Source organism: Curtobacterium sp. VKM Ac-2922, from assembly GCF_022815645.1.
Lineage (GTDB): Bacteria > Actinomycetota > Actinomycetes > Actinomycetales > Microbacteriaceae > Curtobacterium.
Genome location: NZ_JALGRO010000008.1, coordinates 19,912 through 40,824, shown reverse-complemented (window position 1 = coordinate 40,824; position 20,913 = coordinate 19,912). Strand labels below are relative to the sequence as shown.

Annotated in this window: 19 protein-coding genes; 9 read left to right on the top strand and 10 right to left on the bottom strand. The window is 69.9% G+C overall.

Annotation, left to right across the window (positions count from 1 at the left end; genetic code table 11):
* Positions 1-55: 55 nt before the first annotated feature.
* Together MT346_RS10605 and MT346_RS10600 are read left to right on the top strand one after the other, a co-directional pair.
* Positions 56-454 (top strand): DUF3253 domain-containing protein, encoded by a 399-nt coding sequence (locus MT346_RS10605; RefSeq protein ID WP_243563035.1) that lies wholly within the window; start codon positions 56-58, stop codon positions 452-454.
* Positions 455-491: 37 nt separating this feature from the next.
* On the top strand, positions 492-1,595 hold the full coding sequence (locus tag MT346_RS10600; protein WP_243563034.1) for an SDR family oxidoreductase: 1,104 nt from the start codon (positions 492-494) through the stop codon (positions 1,593-1,595).
* 43 nt (positions 1,596-1,638) lie between these two features.
* Here the strand turns inward: MT346_RS10600 and MT346_RS10595 are convergent, their stop codons facing one another.
* From MT346_RS10595 to MT346_RS10585, 3 genes are read right to left on the bottom strand one after another with little or no spacing between them, the layout of a single operon-like run.
* Entirely contained in the window at positions 1,639-2,472 is an 834-nt protein-coding gene (locus MT346_RS10595; protein WP_243563033.1) for a carbohydrate ABC transporter permease, read from the bottom strand.
* Positions 2,469-3,392: a carbohydrate ABC transporter permease gene (locus MT346_RS10590; RefSeq protein WP_243563032.1), complete on the bottom strand. Its 924-nt coding sequence runs from the start codon at positions 3,390-3,392 to the stop codon at positions 2,469-2,471. The genes MT346_RS10595 and MT346_RS10590 overlap by 4 nt, the downstream gene beginning before the upstream one ends.
* On the bottom strand, positions 3,389-4,693 hold the full coding sequence (locus MT346_RS10585; RefSeq protein ID WP_243563031.1) for an ABC transporter substrate-binding protein: 1,305 nt from the start codon (positions 4,691-4,693) through the stop codon (positions 3,389-3,391). The genes MT346_RS10590 and MT346_RS10585 overlap by 4 nt, the downstream gene beginning before the upstream one ends.
* Positions 4,694-4,852: 159 nt before the next feature.
* Between MT346_RS10585 and MT346_RS10580 the strand changes: the two genes are divergently transcribed.
* The 3 genes from MT346_RS10580 (at position 4,853) to MT346_RS10570 (ending at position 6,324) form a co-directional block, all read left to right on the top strand.
* Positions 4,853-5,029, top strand: coding sequence for a CsbD family protein (locus tag MT346_RS10580; RefSeq protein WP_243563030.1), 177 nt, complete (start codon positions 4,853-4,855; stop codon positions 5,027-5,029).
* Between the two features lie 225 nt (positions 5,030-5,254).
* Positions 5,255-5,791: an SgcJ/EcaC family oxidoreductase gene (locus tag MT346_RS10575; RefSeq protein WP_243563029.1), complete on the top strand. Its 537-nt coding sequence runs from the start codon at positions 5,255-5,257 to the stop codon at positions 5,789-5,791.
* A gap of 77 nt (positions 5,792-5,868) precedes the next feature.
* Positions 5,869-6,324 (top strand): hypothetical protein, encoded by a 456-nt coding sequence (locus tag MT346_RS10570; protein ID WP_243563028.1) that lies wholly within the window; start codon positions 5,869-5,871, stop codon positions 6,322-6,324.
* Between the two features lie 30 nt (positions 6,325-6,354).
* Here MT346_RS10570 and MT346_RS10565 read toward each other — a convergent pair whose 3' ends face one another.
* From MT346_RS10565 to MT346_RS10550, 4 genes are all read right to left on the bottom strand, one after another.
* Positions 6,355-8,205 carry a beta-galactosidase family protein gene (locus tag MT346_RS10565; protein ID WP_243563027.1) on the bottom strand — a complete coding sequence of 617 codons (1,851 nt, stop codon included), beginning with the start codon at positions 8,203-8,205 and terminating at the stop codon, positions 6,355-6,357.
* 76 nt (positions 8,206-8,281) lie between these two features.
* Positions 8,282-9,616 carry a sugar ABC transporter substrate-binding protein gene (locus tag MT346_RS10560; RefSeq protein WP_243563026.1) on the bottom strand — a complete coding sequence of 445 codons (1,335 nt, stop codon included), beginning with the start codon at positions 9,614-9,616 and terminating at the stop codon, positions 8,282-8,284.
* A gap of 98 nt (positions 9,617-9,714) precedes the next feature.
* Positions 9,715-10,683, bottom strand: a complete 969-nt coding sequence (locus tag MT346_RS10555; protein ID WP_374202523.1) for a carbohydrate ABC transporter permease — start codon at positions 10,681-10,683, stop codon at positions 9,715-9,717.
* Entirely contained in the window at positions 10,680-11,615 is a 936-nt protein-coding gene (locus MT346_RS10550; protein ID WP_243563025.1) for a carbohydrate ABC transporter permease, read from the bottom strand. Before MT346_RS10550 ends, MT346_RS10555 begins: the two co-directional genes overlap by 4 nt.
* A 152-nt stretch (positions 11,616-11,767) precedes the next feature.
* Between MT346_RS10550 and MT346_RS10545 the strand changes: the two genes are divergently transcribed.
* Positions 11,768-12,796, top strand: coding sequence for a LacI family DNA-binding transcriptional regulator (locus tag MT346_RS10545; RefSeq protein ID WP_308221891.1), 1,029 nt, complete (start codon positions 11,768-11,770; stop codon positions 12,794-12,796).
* A gap of 288 nt (positions 12,797-13,084) precedes the next feature.
* Here MT346_RS10545 and MT346_RS10540 read toward each other — a convergent pair whose 3' ends face one another.
* On the bottom strand, positions 13,085-14,881 hold the full coding sequence (locus MT346_RS10540) for a peptide ABC transporter substrate-binding protein (RefSeq protein ID WP_243563024.1): 1,797 nt from the start codon (positions 14,879-14,881) through the stop codon (positions 13,085-13,087).
* 187 nt (positions 14,882-15,068) lie between these two features.
* Here MT346_RS10540 and MT346_RS10535 point away from each other — a divergent pair, with 187 nt between their 5' ends.
* Genes MT346_RS10535 through MT346_RS10525 form a run of 3 tightly spaced genes read left to right on the top strand, consistent with a single transcriptional unit; the run spans position 15,069 to position 18,527 of the window.
* Positions 15,069-16,253 carry an ROK family transcriptional regulator gene (locus MT346_RS10535; RefSeq protein ID WP_243563023.1) on the top strand — a complete coding sequence of 395 codons (1,185 nt, stop codon included), beginning with the start codon at positions 15,069-15,071 and terminating at the stop codon, positions 16,251-16,253.
* Positions 16,246-17,772 (top strand): M81 family metallopeptidase, encoded by a 1,527-nt coding sequence (locus tag MT346_RS18415; protein ID WP_243563022.1) that lies wholly within the window; start codon positions 16,246-16,248, stop codon positions 17,770-17,772. Before MT346_RS10535 ends, MT346_RS18415 begins: the two co-directional genes overlap by 8 nt.
* Entirely contained in the window at positions 17,769-18,527 is a 759-nt protein-coding gene (locus MT346_RS10525; protein WP_243563021.1) for a copper homeostasis protein CutC, read from the top strand. The genes MT346_RS18415 and MT346_RS10525 overlap by 4 nt, the downstream gene beginning before the upstream one ends.
* A 147-nt stretch (positions 18,528-18,674) precedes the next feature.
* Here MT346_RS10525 and MT346_RS10520 read toward each other — a convergent pair whose 3' ends face one another.
* Both MT346_RS10520 and MT346_RS10515 read right to left on the bottom strand, forming a co-directional pair.
* Positions 18,675-19,766: a Fic family protein gene (locus MT346_RS10520; protein ID WP_243563020.1), complete on the bottom strand. Its 1,092-nt coding sequence runs from the start codon at positions 19,764-19,766 to the stop codon at positions 18,675-18,677.
* Between the two features lie 258 nt (positions 19,767-20,024).
* Positions 20,025-20,822: a hypothetical protein gene (locus MT346_RS10515; RefSeq protein ID WP_243563019.1), complete on the bottom strand. Its 798-nt coding sequence runs from the start codon at positions 20,820-20,822 to the stop codon at positions 20,025-20,027.
* Positions 20,823-20,913: the final 91 nt, after the last annotated feature.

Below are 20,913 nucleotides of genomic sequence, written 5' to 3'. Positions count from 1 at the left end.
GATCGTGCCAGTGCCAGCTGGACGTGCCGCAGCACCGCCGGACGAAGATGGGGTCATGGGACGAGCGATCCGTACCGAGGACGATGCCGCGCGCAGTGCCGCTGCGCAGGCCGAGCGCACCTGCGCGTCGTGCGGTCGTCGGATGCCGTCGAACGCCGCGGCCGACGCGAAGTACTGTTCCGACGCCTGCCGACGGCACCGGGTCGACGACACCGACCGGGACCTGGAACGGACGATCGCCGAGCTGCTCGATGCGCGGGCACGCGCGTCGAGCATCTGCCCGTCCGATGCCGCGCGCGCGATCGGCGGCGACGACTGGCGCGACCTGATGGAGCCCGCCCGCCGTGCTGCCCGCCGGATGGTCGCCCGGGGCGAGGTCGAGATCACGCAGGGGGGATCGGTGGTCGATCCGTCCACGGCGAAGGGCCCGATCCGGATCCGTCGTCCGCGCTGAGGGAACAGACCACGGCCGACACGTGTTGTCGGCCGGGATGACTCCTGACGCAACCGCACCGCAGTCCACCCTCCCCCACCGCCGCGCCCTGGTCGTGGGCGCCAGCGGGATCACCGGCTCGGCGCTCGTGCAGCGGCTGAGCGCCGACGGATGGCAGGTCTCGGCCCTGTCGCGGAGCGCCGGCACGCGTGACGGTGTGCGTGGCATCGCCGCGGACCTGCGCGACCCGGACTCGCTCCGAACCGCACTGGCGGACGAGCAGCCGACGCACGTCTTCTTCACCGCGTGGCAGCGACAGGCCACCGAGGCCGAGAACATCACCGTGAACGGCGGGATGGTGCGCGACCTGCTCGCCGCGCTCGACCACGCGCCGCTCGAGCACGTCGCCCTGGTCACCGGCCTGAAGCACTACCTCGGCCCGTTCGAGGCCTACGCCGCGAGCGAGATGCCCGACACGCCCTTCCACGAGGAGGAGCCGCGGCTCGACACCCCGAACTTCTACTACGCGCAAGAGGACGAGCTGATGGCCGCCGCCGCGCGCCAGGGCTTCACGTGGTCGGTGCACCGCTCGCACACCGTCATCGGCCACGCCGTCGGCAACGCGATGAACATGGGGCTGACCATCGCGGTGCAGGCGACCCTGGCCAAGGAGCTCGACCTGGACTTCGTGTTCCCGGGCAGCGAGGCGCAGTGGGACGGCCTGACCGACATGACCGACGCCGGACTGCTGGCCGAGCACATGGTCTGGGCGGCGACGTCGCCCGAGGGTGCCGACGAGCCGTTCAACATCGTCAACGGCGACGTGTTCCGGTGGCGCTGGATGTGGCCACGACTGGCCGCACACCTCGGCGTGGACCCGGCGCGGGTCGTCGGGTACCAGGACGCGCCCCGACCGCTCGAGCAGCAGATGGCCCCCCACGAGTCGGCGTGGCCGGCGATCGCGGCGCGTCACGGGCTGGTCGAGCCGGACATCACCCGCCTGGCGTCCTGGTGGCACACCGACGCCGACCTCGGCCGGGCGATGGAGGTCGTCACCGACATGAGCAAGAGCCGCGAGGCCGGGTTCACCGGGTACCGGCGGACCGAGCGGGCCTTCACGGACCTGTTCGACCGCTACCGCTCGGACCGCCTGGTCCCCTGAGGTCCGACGCGTGGCGCCGGGTGCACGCCTCGTACGCCCGGCGCTACCGGATCCCGCTCCGCGCGAAGCCCTGCACGAACCACCGCTGGAACAGCAGGAACACGACGACGATCGGCACCACGTCCAGCAGGGCGAACGCCATCGTGGCGCCGTAGTCTGAGTTGAACTGCCCCTGCAGGTACAGCAACCCGATGGGCAGCGTGAACAGACGGTTCTCGCGCAGCGCGATCAGCGGCCAGGCGAAGTCGTTCCACGCCTGCAGCAGGCTCATGAAGAACAGCACGGCGATGAGCGGTCGGGCCATCGGCAGGACGATGCGGAAGAACACGCCCGCGTGCCCGGCCCCGTCGATGCGCGCCGCCTCGATGAGCTCCTTCGGGATCCCGAGCAGGAACTGCCGGGCCAGGAACACCCCGAAGGCCGACGCAGCGCTCGGCAGGATCACCGCCCAGTAGGTGCCGTACAGGTGCATCCCGGTGACGATGCGGAACAGCGACACCATGATCACCTGCACGGGCACCGCGAGCGTCGCCAGGGCGATGAAGAACAGCACGGTCGACCCGCGGAACCGCAGCTGGGCGAAGGCGTACCCGGCGAGCAGACTGATCGCCGTCGTCAGGACGGCGACCGACACCGCGATGGCGGTCGAGTTGCCGAGCCACTCGACGACCGGGAACGACGCGAACACCCGGTCGAGGTTGTCGAGCGTGAGCGTGCGGGGGAAGAACCGCACGACGCCGCCGAGCAACTCCGAGCGTGGCGAGAACGCGACGACGACCATCCAGTACAGCGGCGCGATGATGACCACCGCCACGACGATCGCCAGGACCGTGCGGGCGGCGAGGCCGATGCGGGCCCGGCGTGCGCGGGCGCTCATCCTGCGAGGTCCCGGTTGCGGCTGCCGCGCCACTGGGCGATCGCGAACACGATCGCCAGCAACAGCAGCACCATGCCGATCGCCGCCGCGTACCCCTGGTCGCGCGTGACGAACCCGGTGTCGTAGGCGTAGGTGACGAGCACCGACGTCGCGTTCCGCGGCCCGCCCCCGGTCAGCACGAACACGATGTCGAACACCTGGAACGAGTAGATGACGTTCAGCACGGTCAGGAAGAACGTCGACGAACCGAGCAGCGGCACGGTCACCGAGCGCAACCGCCGGGTCCAGCCAGCGCCGTCGAGCATGGCGGCCTCGGGCAGCTCCGGTCCGATGCCCTGCAGACCCGCCAGGTAGATGAGCATGTTGAACCCGATGCGCCACCAGATCGTGACGAGCACCACCGAGGCGAACGCCGCGGTGGGGTCGGACTGCCACTGCACGGGCGAGACGCCGACCAGTCCGAGCAGCGCGTCCAGCACGCCCGAGTTCTGGTCGAACACGAGCACCCCGATCAGGGCGGTCGCGACGCCGGACACGGCCATCGGCATGATGAGCAGCGACCGGAACAGCGCGCGTGCCGGCAGCACCGAGTTGAGCAGCAGTGCCGCCAGCAGCCCGAGCCCCATCGAGATCGGGGTGACCAGGACCGTGAACAGGACGGTGTTCAGCAGCGCCCGCCAGAACAGCGCGTCGCCGAGCAGCCGTCGGTAGTTGTCCAGCCCCACCCAGTCCGCGGCACCGAACCCGTTCGTGCGCTGGAAGCTGATGACGAAGGCGCCGACCAGCGGGACCAGCACGAACAGCGCCAGCAGCACCATGTTCGGGGCGATGAACGCGTACGCGGCCCGCTCCTCGTGTCGCGCGGAACGGGAGCGTCGTGGCCGCCGCGTCGGCAGCGGGCGATCGGTCGCGGCGGTCATGCGGTGCCTCCGGTGGCGTCGGCGATGCCCCGCTGCAGGCGCGAGACGGTCTCGGCGGCTCCGACGCCACCGACGAGCGCGTCCTCGATGCCGTTCTGCAGCACGGTGATGATGGCGGCCATGTCGGGCGAGGCCACCTGGGCGACGTCCTCGGGCTGGATGACCGACGCCTGGTCGACGAACACGTCCGTCAGCTCGGGTCGCACGCGGAACCGCAGTCCCCCGTCGACCAGGTCGCGGCGGGTGGGCAGCAGCGACGCACGCTGGCAGAAGTCCTGCATCTGCGGCCGACGGGTGATGAAGTCGAGGAACGAGGCGGCCAGGTCGGGCTTGGTGGTCTGCGCGGTGGCGACCAGCGCGTTCCCGCCGAAGTCGCTGCCACCGCGGTCACGACGGGGCGCGTAGGTTGCCGTCCACGGGAAGTCGAGCGTCGACGCCGCGTCGGGGATCTGGAACGCTCCGGACCACACCATCGCGACCCGCTGGCGGTACCAGGTGTCACTGGCGTAGGTCGCCGACTTGATCGAGTCGTTCGCGGGCACCCACCGCTCGTCGAAGAACTTCTTGGCGAAGGCGACGGCATCGCGGCCGGCTGCGCTGTCGATCCGCGGGGTCTTCTGGTCGGTCCCGAGGAACGCCCCGTCGGCCTGGAACAGCAGGCTCAGCCACCGGGTCACGCCGTTGCCCTGCCAGTTGTACGCGAACGGGTAGACGTCGTCGGGCAGCCCGTTGCGGAGCTTCCCCGCGACGTCGCCGAGTTCGTCCCAGGTCCACGCCTCGTCCACCGACCGGGGCAGGTCGGTGATGCCGGCCTTCCGCATCAGGTCGGTGTTGACCAGGATCGCGGACGTGTCCGTGTGGTGGGGCACACCGAACGGGCGACCGTCGGACTGCACTGCCGCCCAGGCCGTCTCCGTGAACCGGTCGCCCACGCTGGCGTTCAGTGACCGCGACAGGTCCAGCAACTGCCCGCGCCCGGCGTAGGCGCCGAACGAGTAGTACGGCACCCGGAAGACGTCGGGTGGGTTGCCGGCCTGCAGCTGCGCGTCGATGTTCGTGAACATCTGCTCGTACGGGACGGCGTTCAACGCGACCCGTCGTCCGGGATACGCACGCTGGAACGCGGCGATGGCGGAACGGAACCCGGCGAGCTCGGCGTCGGTCCCCCAGGTGGTGAAGGCGAGCGTGTCCGCGTCGTCCTGCCCACCCGTGTCCTGCGGCACGAAGCCACACCCCGCCAGGGCAGCGGGCAGCGTGAGCGCACCGAGCCCCACGAGGAGGTTGCGGCGGGTGATGTGCACGTGTTCTCCGATGATCGGTCCGGGGCTGGGACGACATCCGTTCCATCAGCATGCTCCGCCGTCCACGTCGCGGACCTGGGGAGCGGGGTACAGGGGTGCACGTACTGTCCGAGACACACCATCGGGTCCCCGGTGATGCCCCCACCGGAAGGAACCACCATGTCGCTCGGAGACAAGGCCAAGGACGCCACGCAGAAGATCGTCGGCAAGGTCGAGGAGGCCGTCGGCGAGCACACCGACGACGCCGAGCTCAAGCACCAGGGCCAGAAGGACCAGGTCATGGGCGAGGGTCGCATGCAGACCGAGAAGGCCAAGGACGCGCTCGACGGCGAGTGAGCGTCCGCGCCGGCCAGGCGCGACGCCAGACGGCAGCTCGACAGGCGCACGGTCACGATCTGGTGACGGGGCCCGACGGGCTGCCGTCGTCATGTGCCCGACGATCCGCCGGGCGAGGCGGGCCGCCCGACTCCGCAACAGCGTCGCCGAACGCGCGCTGGACGCGCTGGACCCGTGATCCCCCCGGTGATACTGTGAAATACAGTATCCGAGCAGAGGGGGACCATGTCCACGCCACGCACCGTCGTCCGGGCCACCGCGCTCTCCACCCTGATCGTCTCCGCCCTGGGGTTGGCCGGCTGCGCCGCGTCCCCTGTGCCCGACGCTCCGACGTCCACCTCGACGTCGCGCGCGGCAACGGACGACAGCCGTCCCGGCGAGCTGGCCCGCGCGTTCGTCCGGTCCTTCAACCAGGGCGACGCCCGGGCACTCGCTGCCCTGTTCGCCGACGATGCAGAGTTCGTCAACATCTACGGCATCCGCATGTCCGGCCGGTCGGGGATCGAACACGGCCACCAGGCGGCGTTCGCCAGCCGCCTGGGCGGCGCTGCGCTCACGACGACCAGGGTGGACGAGCACCAGGTCGCGCCCGACGTCGCGGTCGTGCAGCTGTCGTGGCGACTCGCGAAGGCCCCTGACGCCGACCCCACGCTCGTGGTGCCCGACAGCGCGGGTGTGCTCACCTTCACCGCCGTGCGGGCCGACGCCGCGTGGCAGTTCATCGCCGGTGCGAACGTCATGGAGTCGACGCCCCCGAGCTGATCGCCGCGCAATCTGACCGCCGCGTGATCGCAGGGGTGCAGGATCGTGAGCGTGACCGAGACCCTCGCCGTTCCTGCATGAGCACCGCGATCCGCGCGCCACGGTGGCAACGGGTGGTGACCGCCGTGGTGCTCGGGCCGGTCCTGGTCGGCACCGGGCTCGCCGTGGGCGCGGTGGCCTTCGTCCCCGGCGCCTCGGCACGGGCGTTCGTCGCCGTCCTCGGCGTCGCGTTCGTGGTCGGCGGCGTCTGGCTGTGCATCCGGCTGCCCCGGGTCGCGATCCGGCTGGACGACGACACCCTGCGGTACGACGGGTTCCTGGTCTCGTGGACCGCTCCGCGCGCCGGCATCACCACGGTGCTCGACGACTGCTTCGTGGAGTGGCAGGACGCGGCCGGCCGCCAGCGTCGCCGGCAACTCTGGATGCTCGCGCCCGCGTACCGGGACGACGGGACGAAGACCGCGCCGCTGTGGCGATGGCGACGTCAAGCGCTGCTGCAGGTCCGGGACTGGGCACACGCACGCTCGACCTGAGGTGCGGGCCCGGCGACCCCGGACCCGCTGTCAGGACTCCGTGTGCCCCAGGTCCGGCGTGACGCGCAGTGAAACGGTGCGCGACGCCGAGGCGTGCAGTTCGAACACGACGACCTCGTTCTCGCCCTGGTGGAGCACCGGTCCCGGGACGGCCAGGGTGTGCTGCGGGCCACGCGACCAGAAGCGTCCGAGGCAGAACCCGTTGACCCACGCAACACCCTTGCGGAACCCGTCCAGGGCCAGGAACCGGTCGGCGACGTCGGAAAGGTCGAACGACCCGATCGCCACGACGGGCCCGGCGAGCTCGTCACCCTCGGACACCGGCGCCTCGCGCAGTGCGGCGAGCGCAACCGGTGCGATCGGATCGAGTGCGAGCGGCGACGCCGACCAGCGTTCCAGCGGGACACCGTCGACGGCGACCCCGCCGATCAGCCCCTTCGGCTCGCCGATGCGCGTGCCGTAGTCGACGCGGCCCTGGTCCTCGACGAGCAGTTCGAGCGTGCCGGTGACGGGCGGCAGCGCGATCGCCCGGTCGTGGTGCTCGCGCTCCAGGACACCGACGGGGCGCCCGTCGACGCTGACGACGACGCGGTCACGGACCTCGGTGCCGACGGTCAGGACACCGCCGGTGGGCAGGTCGACCTCGGTGCGGTAGAGCACGAAGCCCGATGCCGCTCCGAGCTGGTCGAACGTGGGGACGGTGTCGTGCGTGGTCCAAGACGTGAGCTGCGGCAGCAGCGCACGGAGCGGGGTGGACCGGTCGAGCCGAACGGCGAGGTCCGTGGCGGGGGCGACCGGGGCCTCCAGGCCCGACCCGCCCGACGTGCCCGACGTGCCCGACCCGCCCGACGTGCCGGACATGTCAGACGCACCGGGCTCCATCCACGCCGGCAGCTCCGGCACCGGTGCGTACCGGGCGATGACGTCCCGGAACGCATGGAACTTCGCGGTGGGGCGACCGGCCTCGTCGAGCGGAGCGTCGTAGTCGTACGACGTCGCGATCGGCCGGTACACGCCCTTGTCGTTCGCGCCGTTCGTGAACCCGAAGTTCGTGCCCCCGTGGAACATGTAGACGTTCACCGACCCGCCGGCTGCCAGCAGCACGTCGAGGTCGGCGGCGCTGTCGGACGCAGAGGTGGTGTGGTGGTGCTCGCCCCAGCTGTCGAACCAGCCGTCCCAGAACTCCGAGCACATCAGCGGCCCGGTCGGCTGCGCCTGTCGCAGACGCTCCAGCCGCGCAGCGGAACGGGACCCGAACGACCCGGTCTTGTGCAGCGACGGCAGCGACCCGTCCTCGAGCATGGTGCCCATCGGCTGGTCCACGCTCGTGAACGGGACGGTCAGCCCGATCGAACGGTGCATCGCCTCGAGCTTGGTCAGGTACACGGGGTCGGACCCGTACGCACCGTACTCGTTCTCGACCTGCACGAGCACGATCGGCCCGCCGGCGTCGATCTGCCGCGGGACCAGGATCGGCGCGAGGGCGTCGAGGTAGCGGGACACGGCGGCCAGGAACTGCGGCTCGTCGCGGCGGATGCCCACGGTGCCGTCGGTGAACAGCCAGTACGGCAGCCCGCCGTTGGTCCACTCCGCGCAGATGTAGGGGCCGGGGCGCACGATGGCGTGCATGCCCTCGGCGGCGACCAGGTCGAGGAAGCGTCCCAGGTCGAGTCCCCCGGTGAAGTCGAAGGTGCCGGGTGTGGCCTCGTGCGCGTTCCACGCCACGTAGGTCTCGACGGTGTTCAGGCCCATCAGCCGGGCCTTGTGGATCCGGTCCGCCCACAGGTCGGGGTGGACACGGAAGTAGTGGATCGCGCCGGACAGGACCCGGTGCGGCTCGCCGTCGAGCAGGAAGTCGGTGTCGCCGATGGCGAAGCGCATGGTGTGGTTCCTTCGTCATGGAGGGAGGGCCGCACGGTCGTCCGTGCGGCCCTCCCCGGTGTCAGTGCTGGCGGGACTACTTGGTCGAGACCGTGAAGCCCTGCTGCTTGCCGTACTTCACGAGCGCATCCTGCCAGGCCTTGAGCCCGGACTCGAGGGACGTCCCCTTCTCGTAGGACTGGCCGACCGTGTCCGCGTACACGCTGTTCGCGTACACCTGGTACGGCAGGTAGGTGAAGTCGTTGTCCGACGCCTTGGACGCGTCGACCAGGACCTCGTTGATCTTCTGGCCACCGAAGTACGACGGCTCCTCGTTGAGGAACGACGACGACTCCAGGTCAGCGGTGGTCGACGGGAAGCCGCCCGACTCCATGAAGACCTTCGTGGACTCCTTCGACGAGTTCAGCCACTTCAGGAAGCCCGCGGCCAGGGCCGGGTTCTTCGTCTGCTTCATGACGACCTCGGCGCTGCCGCCGTTGTTCGCGGTGGCGGCCTTCGAGCCGTCGTAGGTCGGCATCGGTGCCACACGCCAGTTGCCGGACGCGTCGGCGACGCTCGCCTCGAGGTTGCCGGGCATCCAGGCGCCGGTGATCAGGGTCGCGATCTCGCCGTTGCCGAGCTGCTTGTACCAGTCGTCGGTCCAGCCGACGGTCTTGGACAGCAGGCCCTTCTCGACGAGCTGGTTCCAGGTCTTGGTCCACTTCTGCACGCCGGAGTCGGCGAGGTTGATCGAGACCTTGTCGCCCTTCGTGGTGAAGGGGGTGCCACCGGCCTGGGCGATCATGCTCGTGGTGAAGCCGGCGTCGCCGGAGTCCGCTGCGATGTACGCGTTCGGGTCGGCGCTGTGCAGCTTCTCGGCCGCGGTGACGTACTCGTCCCAGGTCTTGGGGACGGCGATGCCGTGCTCGTCGAAGACCTTCTTGTTGTAGAACAGCGCCATGGGGCCGGAGTCCTGGGGCAGGCCGTAGACCTTGTCCCCGTTCGTGACCGAGCTCCAGGTGCTGGCCGCGAACTTGCTCTTCAGGTCGTTGAAGCCGTAACTCGACAGGTCCAGCAGCGACTCGGACAGCGAGAACTGCGGGATCGCGTAGTACTCGATCTGCGCGACGTCGGGAGCGCCCGACCCGGCCTTGATCGTGTTCTGCAGCTTGGTGTACTGGTCGGCGCCGGTGCCGGCGTTGACGATCTTGACCTTGACCTTGGGATACTGCTTCTCGAACGCGGCGACCTGGGCCTTGGCGGACGGTGTCCACGACCAGTAGGTCAGCGTGCCGCCCTTCGCCAGCGCGGAGTCGATGTCCGACGACGAGCCGCCGGCGGACGAACCGCCCGAGGCGCAGGCCGCCAGGGCGATGGCGGCGGTGACGCCGATGGCGAGGGCGCTGAGCCCGCGCCGGATGCGCTTGTGCATGGGGTGCCTTTCACTTCTTCGTGTTGGGGGTGGTGCTGCTGTGGTGCGGGTGGACGGGAGGCACGGGGCGGAGTCGCCCCGAGCCTCCTGTCCGGGTCTCAGGCCTTGACGGAACCGGCCGCCAGGCCGGACTGCCAGAAGCGCTGCAGGAACAGGAACGCCACCACGATCGGGATGATCGTGAGGAGCGATCCGGTGACGACGAGGTTGTAGATGGGCTGCGCGCCGGAGCCGGTGGCCTGCGCGTTCCACTGGTTCAGACCGACGGTCAGCGGGTACCACTTCGGGTCGCTCAGCATGATCAGCGGCAGGAAGTAGTTGTTCCAGGTCGCGACGACCGCGAACAGCAGCACGGTGACGACGCCGGGTGCGAGCAGGCGGAGCGCGATCGTGAAGAAGATCCGGAACTCCCCCGCGCCGTCCATGCGTGCCGCCTCGAGCAGTTCGGCCGGGATCGCGTCGACCGCGTAGGTCCAGATCAGGTACATGCCGAACGGGCTGATCAGCGACGGCAGGATGATCGCCCACGGGGTGTTCGTCAGGCCGACCTGCGAGAACAGCAGGAAGGTCGGGACGGCCAGCGCCGTGCCGGGCACCGCGATCGCGCCGAGGACGACGGCGAAGACCGCGCGACGTCCGGGGAACGAGAACTTCGCCATGCCGTAGCCGGCCACGGTGGCCAGCAGGGTCGCTCCACCGGCGCCGACGACGACGTACAGCAGCGTGTTGCCGAACCACTGCAGGAAGATGCCGTCGTTGTACGTGACCGTGTCGACGATGTTCTGCCACAGGTTGAAGTTCCCGCCGAACCACAGTCCGAAGGTGCTCAGCAGTGACGACTGCGTCTTCGTGCTGTTGACCAGCAGGTAGAACAGCGGCGCGAACGAGTAGACGACGAAGACGATCATCACGGCGGTCAGCAGCCCGGAGCGCTTCGGCTTCCGGCCGTCGACTGGCTGCTTCGCCTTCCTGGAGGCTCGTCCCGCTCCGCCACGGCCGTCGCGGAGCGTCGTGGTCGCCTCGGTCACCGTGGCCGGCACGGTCGCCGGGTCCTGCAGGGTGCTCATCGGTTCTCCTGTCGGGTGCCGCGGACCTGCACGACGTAGGCGATCACGGCGGTGATCACGCCCATGACGATCGCGACGGTGGCGGAGTAGTTGAACTGCTGGCCGCTGAAGGACAGCGAGTAGGCGTACATGTTCGGCGTGAACGAGCTGCCGATGACGTTCGGGGCGAGGGTCTTCAGCAGGTTCGGCTCGTTGAACAGCTGGAAGCTGCCGATGATCGAGAAGATCGTGGCGATGACCATCGGGCCGCGGAGGGCCGGGAGCTTGATCGAGAACACCGTGCGCAGCGGGCCGGCGCCGTCGAGCTCGGCGGCCTCGTAGAGCTCGCCGGGAACGGTGCGCAGTGCCGCGTAGAAGATCAGCATGTTGTAGCCGAGGAACTCCCACGTGACGACGTTGCCGATCGACGTCAGGACCCAGGTCGGGCTGAACGGCTGCAGCAGGTCGATGCCGAGGGCGTCGTTCGCCGCCCCGGTCAGGCCGAACTGGTTGCCGTAGATGAAGCCCCAGATCAGCGCTGCCACGACCCCGGGGACCGCGTACGGCAGGAACACGGCGATGCGGAAGAAGCTCGTCCCCCACAGACGGGCGCTGTCGAGGGCGAGCGCGGCGACGAGCGCCAGGCCGAGCATGATCGGCACCTGGATCACCAGGAAGACCGCGACCCGGCCGAACCCGGTCCAGAACTGCGAGTCCTGGAACAGCTGCACGTAGTTGGCGAACCAGACGAACTGGTTGCCGCCGACGAGCTGGTCGCGGAACAGGCTCAGCCAGAGCGCGTACCCGATCGGCACGATGAGCATGAGGACCAGGACGGCGACGAACGGTCCGACGAAGAGCCAGCCGGTGTAGCGGCCTCGGGGCTTCGGCCGCCGTCGCGGAGGCGATGCCGGCGAGGCCGCCGGTGCCGTGCGCGCTGCGAGCGTGCTCATGGGACTCCTTTGTCTGCTGCGTTCGGGTGCCGTCGATGTTGACGTCAACATCGAACGTCGAGACGATAGCATGGCAACGTCAACATGCGCTAGCGTCCGAGGGAGCCGTCCGGAACCCCGCACGGTCGCCGCAGTTGTCGAGAGGGATCATCGTGACGACGGAGCTGTCGCCCGGTGCCAAGCGCGCCCCCTCGTTGGCCGCGGTCGCCGAGGCCGCCGGCGTCTCGATGCAGACCGTCTCGCGCGTGGCCCGCGGGTTCGAGAACGTCAGCCCCGACACCCGCCTGCGCGTGCAGACCGCGATGACGTCGCTCGGCTACCGACCGAACCGCGCCGCCCGGGCACTGCGCTCCGGCCGCTTCCGCACCATCGGCGTCATCATGTTCACGCTGGCGTCGTTCGGCAACATGCGCACGCTCGAGGCCATCGCCGACGCCGCCGGTGCCGCCGACTTCACGATCACGCTGCTGCCGATGGCCTCGCGCACCGAGGAAGGCGTCCGCTCGGCCTTCTCACGCCTGCACGAACAGGCCGTGGACGGCGTCGTGATCATCATCGAGTCGCACGTCATCGACACCGCCGAGGTCGCGCTGCCCGACGGCGTGCCCGTCGTCGTCGTCGACTCGACCGGCACGAGCGAGCACCCGGCGATCGACACCGACCAGGCCGACGGCGCACGGCAGGCCACGCAGCACCTGCTCGACCTGGGCCACGACACGGTCTGGCACGTCGCGGGCCCCTCGTCGTCGTACTCCGCCGCACGTCGGCTCGCCGCCTGGCAGGCCACGCTCGAACAGGCCGGGCGCACGGTGCCGCCGGTGTTCCACGGCGACTGGAACACCGGCTCCGGCTACCGTGCCGGACTCGAGATCGCGACGCGGCCGGAGATCACCGCGGTGTTCGCCGCGAACGACCAGACCGCGCTCGGGATCCTGCGGGCGTGCCACGAGCTCGGTCGGGGGGTGCCCGCGTCGCTGAGCGTGGTGGGCTTCGACGACTCGCCGGAGTCCGACTCGTTCTGGCCGCCGCTGACCACCGTGCACCAGTCCTTCGACGAGGTCGGCCAGCGCGCGGTCGCGACCCTGCTGGCGCAGATCGACGGCGAGACCGTCGACGCGGTGACCGACCTGGTGCCGGTGCGGCTGGTCGAGCGCGCGAGCACGGCGGCCCCGGCGCGCTGAGCGCGCACGGTGCGAGGTCCGCGGACCGCGCACGGTGCGAGGTCGGTCCCGTGTGCAGGGTTGGCTGCCCGGTGCGCGCTTGTTGCGCCGCACCAGCCGAGCACGCTCGCACGGCGCGCGAACCGAGCACGGTGCGGACGGGAGGCTCGTGGCGGCCTGGCACCGGGCCTCCCGTCCGGCGGGGCGCCGGCCCACCGCCCCCTCCCGCTCCGGGAAGTGGAAACGCGGGGGGGGGGGGGGGGGGCCCCCCCCCCCCCCCCGCCTCCAGGCCGTGGTCGCGTCAGCGGCCTACTTGCTCCACTTCCACTGGGCCGGGTGGAAGTTGGCCAGCGAGTCCTGGTCGAACCCGGTCAGGCCCTGCTTGACGACGGAGATCTGGTAGTCCGGGCTGGGCAGCCAGATCACCGGCAGGTCCTTGGCGACGGCGGCGCTGTAGTCCTGCACCGCTGCGGCGTCGGTCGAGGTGGTCGTCGCGTTGATGAGCGCGTCGACCTGCTTGTTCGAGTAGCTGCCGAAGTTGGCCGAACCACCGGTCTGGAACAGCGACTCACCCGTCGGGTAGGCCGGGAAGTACCAGCTGCCCGCGGTGCCGAAGAACGACAGGTCCCAGTCACAGCTCGCCTGGTCCGAGGTGCAGGTCGGGGTCTGCGACAGCACGCTCGACACCGGCGCGGTCTTGATCGTGAAGCCGATGCCGGTCTTCTGCAGCGACGACTGGATCGCGCTCATCATGTTGTCGGTGACGGTCGAGCCGGACTGCGACAGGACCGACATCGTGAACTTCGTGCCGGCCGCCACGCCCTCGCCGCACTGGCTGTCGCCGGAGCCGGCGTCGGTGCAGACCATCGTGCCGCCCTTGGCGGTCCAGCCGTGGCTGGTCAGCAGGGCCTTGGCCTTCGAGGTGCTGAACGGGTACGGGTTGTCCTTCTGCGTGCTGGACACGTAGTCGGACTCCTGCGCCTGCGGGATCGGACCGTAGGTCGAGGTGGCGGTGCCGTTGAACACGACCTTCGACAGCGAGGCCTGGTCGATCGACATCTGCACGGCCTGGCGGGCGTACAGCTGCTTGAACACGGCACCCATGGTCGGGTTGTTGAAGTTGTACGGCATGTACGTGATCGCCCACCCGGTCCACGGCTTGACGTCGTAGCCCTTCGACGTGAAGGAGTCCTTCTGGTCGAGATCGGTCGCGTTGATGTAGCCGTAGTCGACCGCGCCCGAACGGACCGCGTTGGTCTCGGCGTCGGTGGTCGTGTAGGGCAGCAGGTTCACCGTCGTGATCGCGGGCTTCTCGCCACCGTCGTACTGCTTGTTGGCGGTGAGCTGCACCTTGCCGGCGGTGCTGAACGAGGTCACGCCGTACGGACCCGAGATGGTCTTCCACAGGTCGTCGGTGGCGTAGTCCGAGATCTTGCCCGCGGCGGTGTTGAGGTACTTCCACACGGCCTTCGCGCCGGCGGTGGTGCGGTCGGCGTCCGTCACCTTCGCGCTCGCGCTCGTCTTGTCCCAGGCGTGCTGCGGCAGCGGGATGATGTGGCTCAGCTGGTTCGCGAGCATCCAGTCGGCGTTGTACGCCTTGTCGAACGTGATGGTGAAGTGCGTGTCGTCGACGGCCTTGAACGACGTCCAGTTGTCCGGCGCCTTGCCCTCGGAGTACGACCCCCACTGGTCCTTGTTCGCCTTGATCAGGTTGAACCAGAACTCGACGTCACGGCTGGTGATGGGCTTGCCGTCCGACCAGTGCCGGTCGCCGAGCGTCATGGTGACGCTCGTGCCGTCGCTGGCGAAGTCGGCCGCCGTGGCGACGGAGCCCGCCTTGTTCCACGCGATCTTGCCCGTCGAGCCGTCGTACGCCACCAGGGGCTCGTACAGCGACTGCGCGATCGAGCCGTTGTTCGTGTTGAGGTGTGCGGCGGTGCCGATGGGCAGGATCCAGTTCGGCGTGAAGTTCGCCGGCAACGCGTAGTTGATCTCGTCGGACTTCGTGCTCGAGGTGGCGGAACCGCCTCCGGAGCATCCGGCGAGCAGGGCGCTCACCGCGAGCGCTGCTCCGGTGAGCAGTGCCCAGCGACGGGGCTTCATCATGTGGACTCCTTGTGCGGGGACGTCGGGATGCGCACAGTCAATGGCCAAAGTCGTTGGAAAAACAAACATTCGCGTGTAAATAGTCTGTTTCTGCCGATCCGACGAAAGCCCAGACGGCTGTTCCGCCCATAGAGTTCCCACCAGACGGCCGCGTCCGGCCGTGCTTCGTGCATGATTGGAGAAAGTCGTGGCCGATCTCAGTTCCCGGGTGCTGGAGCTCATCGCCTCGGGTCAGGCGTCCAGCCGGACCGAGATCGCACAGCTGCTCGGCGCGGCCCCGTCGACGGTGTCGCACGTGGTCGGGCAGCTGCTCGAGCACGGCATCCTGGCCGAAGAGGGCACCGACGTCTCCACCGGTGGTCGCCCCCGCAAGGTGCTGCGGATCGGCGGAGCGGACGAGTACGCGGTCGCCGCCGACGTCGGTGGCGGCCACGCGCGGGTCGGCATCGTCCTGCCAGGAGGCTCGCTCGAGTCCGTCGCGAACGTCCCGTTCGCGCTGTCCGACGGTCCCGACGCCGGGCTCACGCGCCTGGCGGCGCTGTTCGCGTCGCTGGTCGACTCGCGGGGCCGTGCGGGGCTGCGCGGCATCGGCCTGAGCCTGCCCGGCCCGGTCGACGTCGAGGCCGGCGTGGTCGACCTGCCGAGCCGGATGCCCGGGTGGAACGGCTTCCCCGTGGCGGCGTGGCTGACCGAGCGGTTCGGGGTGCCCGCGGCCGTCGACAACGACGCGAACTGCATGGCCGCGGGCGAGCAGACCGTGCAGGACCCGCGCCGACGCCAGGCGATCACGGTGAAGGCCGGATCGGCGATCGGTGCCGGCATCGTCATCGACGGGCGGCTGTACCGCGGCTCGACGGGCGCGGCCGGGGACATCACCCACGTGCGCATCGACGCCGCCGGGGACACGCCGTGCTCGTGCGGCAACACCGGGTGCCTGGAGACCGTGGCGTCCGGAGCCGCCCTCGTGCGGATCCTGTCCGCCGCCGGGGCGCCCGTGACCTCGACCGCCGACGTCGTCCGGCTCGCGTCGGACGCCGACCCCGAGGCCACCCGTGCGGTCCGCCTGGCCGGGCGCTACCTGGGCGAGGTCCTGGCCGCCAACGTGAACTTCTTCAACCCGGACGCCGTCTACCTCGGCGGCATCCTCTCCACCCTCGACCCGTTCGTCGCGGCCGTGCGGAGCCAGCTCTACGAGAGCTGCCACCCGCTCATGACCGAACACCTCGCCATCGAGCGCGCGTCGCTCGGCGCGGACGCGGGTCTCGTCGGTGCCGGACAGTTCGCCCTGCAGCGTGGGCTGGCCGCCTCGTTGCACGAGCTCTCCGCACCGATCCCCCAGTCGACCACCAGGAACAGGAGCGCCCGTGTCTGACACGACCACCACCACCCGTCCGGTCATCGCCATCGCCGGGCTGGCCATCGAGACGTCGACCTTCACCCCGACCAGGACCCACGCCGCCGCGTTCCACCCGGACCGCGGCGACGAGGTCGTGACGCGGTACCCGTTCCTGGCCGACCTGAACGCGGACTTCCACGGCGCGCTCATCGGGCACGCGCTGCCCGGTGGCATCGTCGACCGTGCGTCGTACGAGGAACTGGCGTCCGAGATCGTGTCGCGGCTGCAGGCCATCGTGTCCGCGACGTCGGTGGACGGCCTCTGGTACGACATCCACGGCGCGATGGTGGTCGAGGGGCTCGACGACGCCGAGACCGACCTGCTCGGACGCATCCGCGCGGTGATCGGCCCCGACGTCATCGTGTCGGCGTCGATGGACCTGCACGGCAACGTCACGGCCGAGCTCGCGCACCAGGTCGACCTGGCCACCTGCTACCGGATGGCCCCGCACGAGGACGCGATGGACACCAAGGAACGCGCCGTCCGCAACCTGGTCGACGTGCTCACCACCCGGCCGGTCGGGTCGCAGCGCCCGGTCAAGGCCTGGGTCCCGATCCCGGTGCTGCTGCCCGGCGAGCAGACCTCGACGCGCATCGAACCCGCCGCGTCGCTCTACGCCCAGGTACCGCTCGTCGAACAGACCGACGGCGTGCTCGACGCCGCGATCTGGGTCGGGTACGCGTGGGCCGACCAGCCGCGCGACCGTGCGGTCACCGTGGTGACCGGATGGGACCGCGACGCCGTTGCCGCGGGCGCCGAACGCCTGGCACGTGCGTTCTGGGACGTGCGCCAGGACTTCGTGTTCGTGGCGCCGACGGGCTCGTTCGACGAGTGCCTGGCCGCGGCTCTGGCCCCCGACGCCGCCCGGCCGTACTTCGTCTCCGACTCGGGCGACAACCCGACGGCCGGCGGCTCGGGCGACATGACGTGGGGGCTCACGCAGGTCCTGGCGCGACCCGAGTTCGCCGACCCCACCGGCCCGGTCGTCATCTACGCCAGCGTGCCGGGACCGGCCGCAGTGGCCACCGCCGTCGATGCGGGGGTCGGGGCGACGGTCACCGTGACGGCCGGTGCCGCGGTGGACGACATCCACGCCGGACCGATCACCATGACCGGCCGCGTCCACGCGATCAAGCACGGGGACCGCGACGCCGAGACCGAGGTCGTCCTGCAGGTCGGCAGCGTGTTCGCGATCCTGACGACGCTGCGGAAGCCGTACCACCACGAGCACGACTTCACCGACCTCGACCTGGTGCCGCGCGAGGCCGACATCGTCATCGTGAAGATCGGCTACCTCGAGCCCGAGCTGTTCGCGATGGCCGCCGACTGGATGCTCGCGTTGACGCCGGGTGGTGTCGACCAGGACCTCGAGCGGCTCGGGCACCACCGCATCGTGCGGCCGATGTTCCCCTACGATCGGGAGTTCCCGTCGGCCCCGGACCTGGGTGCCCGGATCATCCCGCCGTCCAACGAACCCCTCGGAGTCGTCGCGTGACCACAGCCCCGTCCGTCCCGGTCCCGGTCTCGGTCTCACTCGAGATCGCCGTGACCTCACCGACTGGTGCGCTCGTCGCCCGGGACGGCGGGGCCGACCGGGTCGAGCTGTGTGTCGGGCTGGAACTCGGCGGCCTCACCCCGTCGCAGGCGCTGGTCGAGGCCGTGCACGAGACCGGGATCCCCGCGCACGCGCTCGTCCGCAGCCGGCCGGGCGGCTTCGTGTACGACGGAGACGAACTCGACCTGATGGAGCGCGAGGTCCGGGCCGTGCTGCGGTCCGGTGCCGCCGGTGTCGTGGTCGGGGCCCTGCGCCCGGACCACACGCTCGACGTCGATGCACTCCGACGGTTCGTGGACGCTGCCCGTTCGGTGCGAGCCTCGGTCGAGGTCACCCTGCACCGCGCGGTCGACCACGCCACCGACCCCGTGGCCGCCGTCGCACTGCTCGCCGACCTCGGGTTCACCCGGGTGCTGACGTCCGGTGGAGCACCGACAGCCTCGGCTGGCGCTGCGACGATCGCCCGCATGGTCGATGCCGCCGGCCCCGTGCAGGTGATGGCCGGCGCCGGGGTCACCCCACACGACGTCCCGGCCCTGCTGCGCACGGGAGTGGCAGCCGTGCACCTGTCGGCCAAGCGCTCGGCCGGCAGCGCGCACGACGGGGTCCCGATGGGCACGGGTGACGACGGCTCGGCGCACTTCGTCACCGACGCCGCGGTCGTCGCCGCGGCGCGGGCCGCACTCGACGCCTGACGCCGGCGCGGCGCCGCCTTCGCACCCCCTGACGCACATCGCGCCCCGTCCCACCGGGGCGCGATGTGCGTGGCGGGGTGCGAAGCGGACCAGTCCCGCTTGCCGGACAGGAGGCTCGGTGCGGCCTGGCACCGAGCCTCCTGTCCGTCAGCCCCGACGTCCTGCGCGCGCCGCGAACGCATCGAGTGCGGTGAGCACCTCGTCGTTCCGGTAGAGGATCCCGTGCCGGTACTCGTTCTTCGACACGAGCACGCCGGCTTCGACGAGTCGTTGGATGTGGGGGTACGCGTTCCTCGGCTCGACGCCCATCCCCGCGGCGAGGACAGCGGCGTTGAGCACCGGCTGCCGCGCGACCACATCGAGGGCGTGCCACACGCCGGAGTCCCTCCGCGCCGAGACCCGCTCTCGCCACCCCCGACGGATCTCCTGGATGTCGGCGACGAGCTGTCGCGCATTCGCGGCCGCGACGAAGGCAGCCTCGGCGACCTGACGGATGACGGGACGGACGTCGCCCGCGCGGTACGCCGTCAATCCCGCGATGTACCCGTCCGTGTCGGTCAACAACCCGGCGGACACGGGCACGGTCACGTTCCGGGTCAACTCGTTCGAGCGGAGCATCGCCTGCAGCAGCGCACGTCCGGTTCGTCCGTTCCCGTCGGTGAACGGGTGGATCGTCTCGAACTGTGCATGGACGATCGCGACCTGCGCCAGCCGCGGGAGATCGAGGCGTCGTGCGAACGCCATCACGTCGGCAACCAGGTCGGGGACCCGCGCGGATGTCGGCGCCACGAAGTCCGCCCCCACCGGTGAACGACCGTTCTGCCCGATCCAGACCGCCTCGCTCCGGAACGCTCCCGCTTCGTGGTGCGCATCGCCTTCCATCAGGACGCGGTGCATGGCGAGCACCGTGTCCGGGGTGAGCTGATCGGAGAGCTCGATCGCGGTGCGCATCGCGCGTGTGTTCGACACGATCTCACCGGCGTTGCGCTTGCCAGGTGCTCCGAGTTCAGCGGTGAAGACCTGTCGGGCACTCGCGGTCAGGTGCTCGATCTGTGAGGAAGCGGCGGCTTCGGACCGCAGGAGCAGCGAGGAGAACGGCGCGATCTCGCCACCGAGTTCGCTGTCGAAACGGACCAGCGCCGAAGACGCTTCGTCGACCAGCCCAGCGACCTCGTCTCCGAGCGTCAGCGGAAGGTGCGCGATCATCGGCGGGACGGCCGCCGCGTAGCGTTCGGTCAACGTCGATCGACGAGCGGCCCGAGGTCCGTCCTCGGCGTACCGATTCGTCCACTCGACCTGCTCGTGATCGAGCGCAGGCCAGGCCTGGGTGTCCACGGCACTCCGATCTCTGACGAACATTCTGTGATTTTCTGAGTTCATTCATCATCTCAGAAAAAATCACTGACGACTTCTGAGATCGGCAAACCCTGCGGCGACGCCGACTCGACTAAATGACGTGCTCCGGACGCGAGTCCCTCGTCCCACCGAGCATTCTCGTCAGCTGGGCCGCCGCTCGAGCTCGAGACACAGCTCATCGAAGGCACTCACGCGCGATGCCTGAACACTCCAGAGCAGCCCCTGCACTGCCGTCAGATCGAGCTGGCCGTACTGGACGACAGGCAGCACGGGGTTGTTCTTGAAGCGACGGTCGGGCCCGCCCTTGACGTTGACGTACTGCCACGTCCGGTCGATCAGCCGGGTGTCGCTCGGCACCTGCCCAGGCTGCTCAACGAAACGCGTCGCCGTTCGCCGCCACCGCAGATGGCGGTACGCGATGTCCGAGTACTGCTTCCCCGTGCGCACCAGGAGGCGATCGGGCAGGAAGTACAGCGTCTCTGTTCCCGCCCTGAGGGAAGGGATCTCGACGTTGGTGGCGAGGTACTTCGGCACCTCGGTGCTCGCCCGGGCGGTGATCCTCCGCACCAGCGATCCGACACCCGCGTTGGTCTTGTGCTGGTACGTCGTCTGGACCGCCCCGGACTGGACGGTTCGCCAGACCTCCTGACTGCCGGACACCTGCTCCCACGCGAGTGCAAACCGCTCGAACCACTCTGCAGTACCACTCTGCAGTTCGTAGAACAGGACCACGTTCTTCCGCAGCCCGTCGCGGAGGAACAACCACCAGCAGCTCGGGACGGCGATGGCCCACAGGATCAGCCCGCAGGGCAAGAAGGCCAGTCCGACGACGAATGCAGTGACCGCTGCAATCCAGCCCCACCGGGTACGTCGAGCCGCCTCGTTGAGTTGCCGCACGACGTCGTCACCGCCAGTCGGGCGCAACTCGAGCGCGGACAAGCCAGTAGCGTCCACCAGCGGCACCTCGGCCGCCCCGTGAGGAAGAGTCCGCTCGGGAGGGGTGCCGTACCGCGAGACTCTCCGCGTCGCC

What these genes read in the sequence shown, in the direction of transcription:
- MT346_RS10605 (WP_243563035.1), top strand. Translation starts at nt 56, where the DNA reads ATGGGACGAGCGATCCGTACCGAGGACGATGCCGCGCGCAGTGCCGCT.
- MT346_RS10600 (WP_243563034.1), top strand. Translation starts at nt 492, where the DNA reads ATGACTCCTGACGCAACCGCACCGCAGTCCACCCTCCCCCACCGCCGC.
- MT346_RS10595 (WP_243563033.1), bottom strand. Translation starts at nt 2,472, where the DNA reads ATGAGCGCCCGCGCACGCCGGGCCCGCATCGGCCTCGCCGCCCGCACG.
- MT346_RS10590 (WP_243563032.1), bottom strand. Translation starts at nt 3,392, where the DNA reads ATGACCGCCGCGACCGATCGCCCGCTGCCGACGCGGCGGCCACGACGC.
- MT346_RS10580 (WP_243563030.1), top strand. Translation starts at nt 4,853, where the DNA reads ATGTCGCTCGGAGACAAGGCCAAGGACGCCACGCAGAAGATCGTCGGC.
- MT346_RS10575 (WP_243563029.1), top strand. Translation starts at nt 5,255, where the DNA reads ATGTCCACGCCACGCACCGTCGTCCGGGCCACCGCGCTCTCCACCCTG.
- MT346_RS10570 (WP_243563028.1), top strand. Translation starts at nt 5,869, where the DNA reads ATGAGCACCGCGATCCGCGCGCCACGGTGGCAACGGGTGGTGACCGCC.
- MT346_RS10565 (WP_243563027.1), bottom strand. Translation starts at nt 8,205, where the DNA reads ATGCGCTTCGCCATCGGCGACACCGACTTCCTGCTCGACGGCGAGCCG.
- MT346_RS10560 (WP_243563026.1), bottom strand. Translation starts at nt 9,616, where the DNA reads ATGCACAAGCGCATCCGGCGCGGGCTCAGCGCCCTCGCCATCGGCGTC.
- MT346_RS10555 (WP_374202523.1), bottom strand. Translation starts at nt 10,683, where the DNA reads ATGAGCACCCTGCAGGACCCGGCGACCGTGCCGGCCACGGTGACCGAG.
- MT346_RS10550 (WP_243563025.1), bottom strand. Translation starts at nt 11,615, where the DNA reads ATGAGCACGCTCGCAGCGCGCACGGCACCGGCGGCCTCGCCGGCATCG.
- MT346_RS10540 (WP_243563024.1), bottom strand. Translation starts at nt 14,881, where the DNA reads ATGATGAAGCCCCGTCGCTGGGCACTGCTCACCGGAGCAGCGCTCGCG.